At 71.2% G+C, this 6,543-nt stretch carries 7 protein-coding genes; 5 read left to right on the forward strand and 2 right to left on the reverse strand.

The window, feature by feature from the left end; translation table 11 throughout:
- Positions 1-57: 57 nt before the first annotated feature.
- Positions 58-576: a GtrA family protein gene (locus ACF1G2_RS28705; protein ID WP_391801069.1), complete on the reverse strand. Its 519-nt coding sequence runs from the start codon at positions 574-576 to the stop codon at positions 58-60.
- A 183-nt stretch (positions 577-759) separates the two neighbouring features.
- Here ACF1G2_RS28705 and ACF1G2_RS28710 point away from each other — a divergent pair, with 183 nt between their 5' ends.
- The 4 genes from ACF1G2_RS28710 to ACF1G2_RS28725 all read left to right on the forward strand — a co-directional run bounded on the left by ACF1G2_RS28710 (position 760) and on the right by ACF1G2_RS28725 (position 4,718).
- Positions 760-1,878, forward strand: coding sequence for a 5-(carboxyamino)imidazole ribonucleotide synthase (locus ACF1G2_RS28710; RefSeq protein WP_391801085.1), 1,119 nt, complete (start codon positions 760-762; stop codon positions 1,876-1,878).
- Positions 1,875-2,405, forward strand: coding sequence for a 5-(carboxyamino)imidazole ribonucleotide mutase (purE, locus tag ACF1G2_RS28715; RefSeq protein ID WP_391801070.1), 531 nt, complete (start codon positions 1,875-1,877; stop codon positions 2,403-2,405). The genes ACF1G2_RS28710 and purE overlap by 4 nt, the downstream gene beginning before the upstream one ends.
- A complete protein-coding gene (locus ACF1G2_RS28720) occupies positions 2,402-3,616 on the forward strand; it encodes a dipeptidase (RefSeq protein ID WP_391801071.1) in 1,215 nt (404 codons plus the stop codon). Before purE ends, ACF1G2_RS28720 begins: the two co-directional genes overlap by 4 nt.
- Before the next feature lie 178 nt (positions 3,617-3,794).
- The gene (locus ACF1G2_RS28725; RefSeq protein WP_391801072.1) at positions 3,795-4,718 is read left to right on the forward strand and encodes a membrane dipeptidase; all 924 of its coding nucleotides are present in this window, start codon (positions 3,795-3,797) and stop codon (positions 4,716-4,718) included.
- A gap of 133 nt (positions 4,719-4,851) precedes the next feature.
- Here the strand turns inward: ACF1G2_RS28725 and ACF1G2_RS28730 are convergent, their stop codons facing one another.
- Positions 4,852-6,180, reverse strand: a complete 1,329-nt coding sequence (locus ACF1G2_RS28730) for a UDP-glucose dehydrogenase family protein (protein WP_391801073.1) — start codon at positions 6,178-6,180, stop codon at positions 4,852-4,854.
- Positions 6,181-6,306: 126 nt separating this feature from the next.
- Here ACF1G2_RS28730 and ACF1G2_RS28735 point away from each other — a divergent pair.
- Positions 6,307-6,543: acyl-CoA dehydrogenase family protein (locus ACF1G2_RS28735; protein ID WP_391801074.1), on the forward strand; the 237-nt coding region annotated here is incomplete at its 3' end.

Consider the following 6,543-nt stretch of genomic DNA (forward strand, 5'->3'; position numbering starts at 1 on the left):
TGAGAGGACGTGCCCGGCGGTCGGAGCCGCGCCCGCCCTGAGGGAACGTGCCCGACGTCAGAGCACGCGGTCCGGCTGCTTCCTCGTGGACTGCTTGGGAGCCTGCTCCAGGAACGATTCGGCGGTCTGCACGGCCTCCCTGGCCGGCAGCGTCCGGAAGACCCAGGTGCGGTACGACCAGAAGCGGAACAGCGTCGCGACGCCGATGCCGAAGAACTTGAAGAAGTTGCTCTGCAGCGGGCTGTCCCAGCCGAAGCCGTACGTCGCCGCGTAGAGGATGCCGTTCTGGATCACCAGACCGGCGACGCTGAAGAGCAGGAAGAGCGTCAGCTCCTTCGTGCGGCTGCTCTTGTCGCGGTCCCGGTAGGTGAAGTACCGGAAGCCCAGATAGTTGAAGCCGATCGCGACGACCGTGGCGATGACACTCGCCCGGACCACGGGAAGCTCCGTCACCTGGCGGACGAGGTTGAAGACCCCCAGGTCCACCAGAAGGCCGACACCACCGACCGCGCCGAACTTGGCGAACTCACGTGTGAGCCGGTCAAGCCGCACACGCAGTGCGCTCTGTTCACTCATGGTGATTGCTCAGCCCCGTCCGTTCGGTTTCGTCAACCAAGCCATGCTAACCAGCCCACCTGTGACCCGCCCGAGGACGTCGCAAACCTCTGAGAATCCCGTTGCGCTGTCGTAAAGCACAGGCGGGGCGGGCTTCGCGCATCGTGCGGATACCCTAAGAGGGTGACGTTCCCCGTAGTCGGCATGGTCGGTGGCGGTCAGCTCGCCCGTATGACCCACGAGGCGGGCATCCCCCTCGGCATCAAGTTCAAGCTGCTCAGTGACACCCCGCAGGATTCGGCGGCGCAGGTGGTGAGCGAGGTCGTCCTCGGCGACTATCGCGACCTGGCTACGCTGCGTGACTTCGCGCGTGGCTGTGACGTGATCACCTTCGATCACGAACACGTCCCCGCCGAACATCTGCATGCCCTGGAGGAGGACGGCGTCGTCGTCCGCCCAGGTCGCGCCGCGCTGGTGCACGCCCAGGACAAGGGGGTGATGCGCGCGAAGCTCGACGAGATCGGCGCGCCGAGCCCCCGCCACCGGATCGTCGCCGATCCGGCGGACGCGGCGGCCTTCGCGGCCGAGGTGGGCGGGTTCCCGATCATCCTCAAGACGGTCAGCGGCGGCTACGACGGCAAGGGCGTCTGGTTCGTCCGTACGGCAGAGGACGCCCACGACCCGTTCCGTGCGGGCGTCCGGGTCCTCGCCGAGGAGAAGGTCGACTTCACGCGCGAGCTCGCCGCGAACATCGTCCGCTCCCCGCACGGCCAGGCCGTCGCCTACCCCGTCGTCGAGTCGCAGCAGGTCGACGGCGTCTGCGACACCGTCATCGCGCCCGCGCCCGGACTGTCGGACGAGCTGGCCGGCCAGGCCCAGGAACTCGCGCTGCGGATCGCCAAGGAGCTCGACGTCGTCGGGCACCTCGCCGTGGAGCTGTTCGAGACGCGCGACGGCCGGATCCTGGTCAACGAGCTCGCCATGCGTCCGCACAACTCCGGTCACTGGACCCAGGACGGGGCGATCACCTCGCAGTTCGCCAACCACGTCCGCGCCGTCCTCGACCTCCCGCTGGGCGATCCCCGCCCGCGCGCCCCGTGGACGGTCATGTGCAACGTCCTGGGCGGGGACTACCCGGACATGTACTACGCCTATCTGCACTGCATGGCCCGGGACCCCCAGCTCAAGATCCACATGTATGGCAAGGACGTGAAGCCCGGCCGCAAGGTGGGGCACGTCAACACCTACGGCGACGACCTGGACGACGTGCTGGAGCGCGCCCGTCACGCCGCCGGCTACCTGCGAGGAACGATCACCGAATGAGCCCTGTGAACCCCGTCGTAGGCATCGTCATGGGATCCGACTCCGACTGGCCCGTCATGGAGGCCGCGGCCCAGGCCCTGGACGAGTTCGAGATCGCGTACGAGGTCGACGTCGTCTCCGCGCACCGGATGCCGCACGAGATGATCGCGTACGGCGAGCAGGCCGCCGACCGCGGACTGAAGGCGATCATCGCGGGCGCGGGCGGCGCCGCCCATCTGCCGGGCATGCTCGCCTCCGTGACCCCGCTCCCGGTCATCGGCGTGCCCGTCCCGCTGAAGTACCTCGACGGCATGGACTCGCTCCTGTCGATCGTGCAGATGCCGGCCGGCGTGCCCGTGGCCACCGTCTCCGTCGGCGGGGCCCGCAACGCGGGTCTCCTCGCCGCCCGGATCCTCGCCGCGCACGACCCCGAACTGCTCGGCCGGATGCGGGAGTTCCAGCAGGAGCTGAACGACCAGGCGACCGAGAAGGGCAAGCGGCTGCGGGCCAAGGTCGAGGGCTCGGAGTCGTTCGGCTTCGCCAAGTGAGCGCCCCGGCGAGCGCGGCCGCCCGGCTGGCGGAGGCCCTGGAGCTGCTGGTCTCCGCCCCCGTCGTCGACGGACACAACGACCTGCCCTGGGCGCTGCGCAAGCACGCCGGCTACGACCTGGACCGGCTCGACATCGCGGCCGACCAGACCGGCGCGCTCCACACCGACCTCGCCCGGCTGCGGGCCGGCGGCGTCGGCGCGCAGTTCTGGTCGGTGTACGTCTCCACCGAGCTGACCGGGGACGACGCGGTCAGCGCCACCCTGGAGCAGATCGACATCGTCGACCAACTCCTGGAGCGGTACGCGGGCGAGCTGGCCCCCGCCCTGACGGCGGACGACATGGAGACGGCGCGCAAGCAGGGCCGTATCGCCTCCCTCAAGGGCGCCGAGGGCGGCCACTCCATCAACGACTCCCTCGCCACGCTGCGCGCGCTGCACACCCTGGGCGTGCGCTACATGACGCTCACCCACAACGACAACACCGCGTGGGCGGACTCGGCGACCGACGCCCCGGGCGTCGGCGGCCTCTCTCCCTTCGGTCACGAGGTCGTCCGGGAGATGAACCGGACGGGCATGCTCGTCGACCTCTCGCACGTCGCCGCGACGACGATGCGGGACGCGCTGGACACCTCCGTCGCGCCGGTGATCTTCTCGCACTCCTCGGCGCTCGCGATCTGCGACCACCCGCGGAACATCCCGGACGACGTCCTGGAGCGGCTCCCGGGGAACGGCGGGGTCGCGATGGCCACGTTCGTGCCGAAGTTCATCCTGCCCGCCGCCGTGGAGTGGACGGCCCGCGCGGACGACAACCTGCGGGCACACGGCTTCCACCACCTCGACACCACCGCCGAGGCGATGAAGCTCCACCGCGCCTTCGAGGCCGACCACCCACGCCCCATCGCCACGGCGGCGACGGTGGCGGACCACCTCGACCACATGCGCGAGGTGGCCGGCATCGACCACATCGGCATCGGCGGCGATTACGACGGTACGGCGTTCACCCCGGCCGGTCTCGACGACGTCGCGGGCTACCCGAACCTGATCGCCGAGCTCCTCCACCGCGGCTGGTCGCACACCGACCTCGCGAAGCTGACGTGGTCCAACGCGGTCCGCGCCCTGCGCGACGCGGAGGCGGTCTCCCGCGACCTGCGCGCCCGCCGCGGCCCGTCGAACGCGACGATCGAATCCCTGGACGTGCCAGCCTCCTGACGAGTGGTCACTTCTCGCGTGGCCCGTCGCCGAACCGAACCGGCGGCGGGCCACGGTCGCAACCGGAAGGAGCCGCGAGGTCGCCGCCGTCCCCTGAACGGCCTACTCCACCGCTCTTCACGAGGGGTTTCGTGCCACGGTGGGCGGTACTGCCCAGTACGTTCGGAGTTGTCAGGCCATGGCAGATCTGGAAGATCATCACCCCTTCTCCGTCGAGCACGCCGGCGCCGCGTCCGGTGACCTCGACGCCCCCGAACAACAGCTGCCTCGCGACGAGTTGACCCGTGCGCAGGCACTGCTCGCCGCGCAGCCCGTCGTCGAGGGGCACACGGTCCCGCCCCGGGTGTTCGACCCCGAGGACCCCGCGCCGGTACGGGCGGCGGAGGCCGGGGCCCAGCTCTGGTCCCTCCGCTCCGGGCCCGACGAGGACGTCGTAGGAACGCTGCGCCGCATCGACGGGATCCGTGCGCTCGTCGCCGCCTACCCCGAGGAGCTGCGCCTCGCGCACAGCACCGCCGAGATGGGCCACGCCGTCAACTGCGGCCGGGTCGCCGCGCTCCTGGGTCCCGTGAGCTGGTCGGCCCTGGCCGGCTCGATCGCCGCCGTGCGGGCGTACCACGCGCTCGGGGTGCGGGCCGTCAACCTCACCCGGTTCGACGGCTTCACCCGCGAGGCCGTACGGGAGATGAACCGCCTGGGGCTCGTCGTGGACCTCTCCGGGGCCGACCCGGAGACGGTCCGCCGCACCCTCGCGCTCACCAGGGCCCCGGTCCTGGCGACGCGCGCGGACCCGGAGGAGCTGACGGACGAGGTCCTCGGGCTGATCGGCGAGAACGGCGGCGTCTGCATGCTCCCGGTGACCGGGGATCTGCCGGCGACCGCCGACGCCCTCGACCGCGTCCGCGCCCTGGCAGGCCCGCGCTGTGTGGGCCTGTCCCACACCACGGACCCGGCGGCCGGCTACGCGCCGCTCTTCGCCGAGCTGCTGCGCCGCGGCTGGCCCGCCCCGGACCTGGCCGCCCTCGCCCACGACAACGCCACCCGGACCCTGCGGGAGGCGGAGTTCCTCGCCCGCACGTCGCGCCCGCGCCCCGCGGCCTGACGGCGGACCCGGCAGGCGCCCGGAGATACGGGAAGGGGCCCGCCGCCGGACAGGGAAGGTCCCGCCCTCTTGCCGGATACGGAAAGGGTCCCGCCCCCCTGTGAGGGAGGCGGGACCCTTCCCGGTCCGTTCGCTAGGCCCGCGGACGTCCCATCGCGCGGTACGTCCAGCCCGCCTCGCGCCACCGCGTGGCGTCCAGCGCGTTGCGGCCGTCCAGGATCACCCGGGAGCCGGCCGCCGCGGCCAGCTCCGCCGGGTCCAGGTCGTCGCGGAACTCTCGCCACTCCGTCAGGTGCAGCACGACGTCCGCCCCGCGCACCGCCTCCAGGGCCGACGCGGCGTACCCCAGCGTCGGGAAGAGCCGGCGGGCGTTCTCCATGCCCTTCGGGTCGTAGACCGTGACCTGGCCGCCCTGGAGGTGGATCTGTCCGGCCACGTTCAGCGCCGGCGAGTCCCGTACGTCGTCCGAGTCCGGCTTGAACGTGGCGCCGAGCACCGCGACCCGCTTGCCGAGGAACGACCCGCCGCCGACCGCGTCCCGCGCCATCTCGACCATCTGGCCGCGCCGCCGCATGTTGATGGAGTCGATCTCACGCAGGAAGGTGAGCGCCTGGTCCGCGCCCAGTTCACCCGCCCGCGCCATGAACGCGCGGATGTCCTTCGGCAGACAGCCGCCGCCGAAGCCGATCCCGGCGCGCAGGAACTTGGAGCCGATCCGCTCGTCGTAGCCGATCGCCTCGGCCAGCTTCGCGACGTCGCCGCCCGCGGCCTCGCAGACCTCGGCCATCGCGTTGATGAAGGAGATCTTGGTCGCGAGGAAGGAGTTCGCGGCGGTCTTCACCAGCTCGGCGGTCGGGAAGTCGGTCACGACGAAGGGCGTGCCCTCGGCGATCGGCGTGGCGTACACCTCACGCAGCACCTTCTCGGCCCGCTCGCTCCGCACACCGGCGACCACCCGGTCCGGGTGGAGCGTGTCCTTCACCGCGAAGCCCTCGCGCAGGAACTCCGGATTCCAGGCCAGCTCCACGCCCTCCGGCAGCAGCTCCGCGAGCCGCTCGGCGGAGCCGACCGGCACGGTCGACTTGCCGACGACGAGCGCGCCCTCGCGCACCACGCCCGCCAGCGAGCTGAACGCCGCGTCGACGTAGCTCATGTCACACGCGTACTCGCCGTGCTTCTGCGGGGTGTTCACGCAGACGAAGTGCACGTCGCCGAAGGCGCCGACCTCGTCCCAGGAGGTGGTGAAGCGCAGCCGGCCCGTCGATCCCTCGATCCCGGCGACGTGCCGGGAGAGCAGTTCCTCCAGGCCGGGCTCGTACATCGGTACGCGACCGGTGGCCAGCAGCTCGATCTTCTCGGGCACGACGTCGAGGCCGAGCACCTCGAAACCGAGCTCCGCCATGGCCGCTGCGTGCGTGGCGCCGAGGTAGCCGGTGCCGATCACGGTGATCTTGAGGGCCATACGGGACTCCAGTGAGGTCGGGCGGAATGCCTGCCCGAGCATAGTCGGGCCCTGGCCGGGGGCCCGGACACGCCCTACCCTTTGGATTACTTAACGGTAGTTAACAGACGTGGGAGTGAGTGAGCAGTGGCGCGGGAGAAGAACGACACGGCTGCCGATTTCGACCTGTATCGCCTGTCCGAGGAGCACGACATGCTCCGGGAGACGGTCCGTGCGCTGGCGGAGGCGAAGATCACGCCGTTCGCGGCGGCGGTCGACGAGGAGGGCCGGTTCCCCCAGGAGGCGCTGGACGCGCTGGTCGCGGCCGATCTGCACGCGGTCCATGTGCCGGAGTCCTACGGCGGTGCGGGCGCGGACGCGCTG

The sequence above is a fragment of the Streptomyces sp. NPDC013457 genome, assembly GCF_043089925.1.
GTDB lineage: Bacteria > Actinomycetota > Actinomycetes > Streptomycetales > Streptomycetaceae > Streptomyces.

Coding starts and splice junctions, on each gene's coding strand:
- ACF1G2_RS28710 (WP_391801085.1), top strand. CDS start 760: ATGGTCGGTGGCGGTCAGCTCGCCCGTATGACCCACGAGGCGGGCATC.
- ACF1G2_RS28705 (WP_391801069.1), bottom strand. CDS start 576: ATGAGTGAACAGAGCGCACTGCGTGTGCGGCTTGACCGGCTCACACGT.
- ACF1G2_RS28730 (WP_391801073.1), bottom strand. CDS start 6,180: ATGGCCCTCAAGATCACCGTGATCGGCACCGGCTACCTCGGCGCCACG.
- ACF1G2_RS28725 (WP_391801072.1), top strand. CDS start 3,795: ATGGCAGATCTGGAAGATCATCACCCCTTCTCCGTCGAGCACGCCGGC.
- purE (WP_391801070.1), top strand. CDS start 1,875: ATGAGCCCTGTGAACCCCGTCGTAGGCATCGTCATGGGATCCGACTCC.